This window comes from Ruegeria sp. F11, from assembly GCF_056533855.1.
Window position 1 is genome coordinate 1 of sequence record NZ_JBQFOW010000042.1, and the last position, 1,193, is coordinate 1,193.

Sequence of the window (1,193 nt, forward strand, 5' to 3'; positions counted from 1 at the left end):
GAACGGGTCCACCGTTATGTTTAGGAGACGGAGGACTACGAATGGCAAACAAGCGACCGAGGCCCGAAGAGATTGTCTCGAAGTTACGGCAGGTTGAAGTTCTGATGGGGCAAGGGATGTCCCGTCTTGATGCGATCAGGCAGATCGGCGTTGTTGAACAAACCTACTACCGCTGGCGAAAGAAGTACGGCGGAATGGGTGTGGATCAGTTGAAGGAACTGAAGCGGCTTCAGAAAGAGAACGAGCGGCTGCGACGCGCGGTGTCTGACCTGACGTTGGACAAACTGATCCTCACGGAGGCGACCAAGGGAAACTATTGAGCCCCGCTCGTCGTCGTGCCTGCATCGATCATGTCCGCAGCCAGCTCAAAGTATCTGAGCGACGCGCCTGCCGCGTGCTTGGACAACACCGGTCCACGCAACGGCGCATCCCAAGAGGTCGCGCAGACGAAGACCGATTGGTGGCCGACATGATTGAGCTGACCCGTCAATACGGCCGATATGGCTATCGCAGGATTGCTGCGCTGCTGAGAGAGGCCGGATGGTCTGTCAGCGACGGGCGGGTTGAACGGCTTTGGCGACGAGAGGGGCTGAAAGTGCCCACAAAACAACCGAAGAATGGGCGGCTCTGGCTGAACGACGGATCATGTGTCCGGCTTCGACCGGAGTATCGCAACCATGTGTGGAGCTATGACTTCGTTCATTGTCGAACCGACGATGGCAAAGCCTTCCGGGCGCTGAATATCCTTGATGAGCACAGCCGAGAGTGCCTGGCGATTAAGGTGAAGCGCAAGCTGAACTCGGTCGATGTGATCGATGCCCTGACGGATCTGTTCATACTTCGCGGCGCGCCGAGTTTCATACGTTCTGACAATGGACCGGAATTTGTCGCCCAGGCTGTCAGAGGCTGGATCGCCGCCGTTGGCGCCAAGACGGCTTATATCGAACCGGGCAGCCCATGGGAGAACGGATATTGCGAAAGCTTCAACGGGAGAATGAGGGATGAACTGCTCAACGGCGAGATCTTCTACAGCTTGCGCGAAGCTCAAATTCTGATCGAACAATGGAGGAGACACTACAACACAAAACGCCCCCACAGTGCACTGGGCTATAGCCCGCCAGCGCCCGAAACCATCATACCAATGGATCGCAGGCCGACGATGCACTAACAATCAATTTGGACCAGTCAGATGA

1 protein-coding gene is annotated in these 1,193 nt (G+C 56.5%); it reads left to right on the forward strand.

Annotated features, from left to right (window positions below; translation table 11 throughout):
• The first annotated feature begins 41 nt into the window (after positions 1-41).
• Positions 42-1,168 (forward strand): IS3 family transposase gene (locus tag ACR0NJ_RS21240; protein WP_480819080.1). Its coding sequence is split into 2 segments (ribosomal slippage): positions 42-303 and positions 303-1,168, totalling 1,128 coding nucleotides; the frame shifts between segments, so codons are not numbered across the junction.
• The last annotated feature ends 25 nt before the right edge of the window (positions 1,169-1,193 follow it).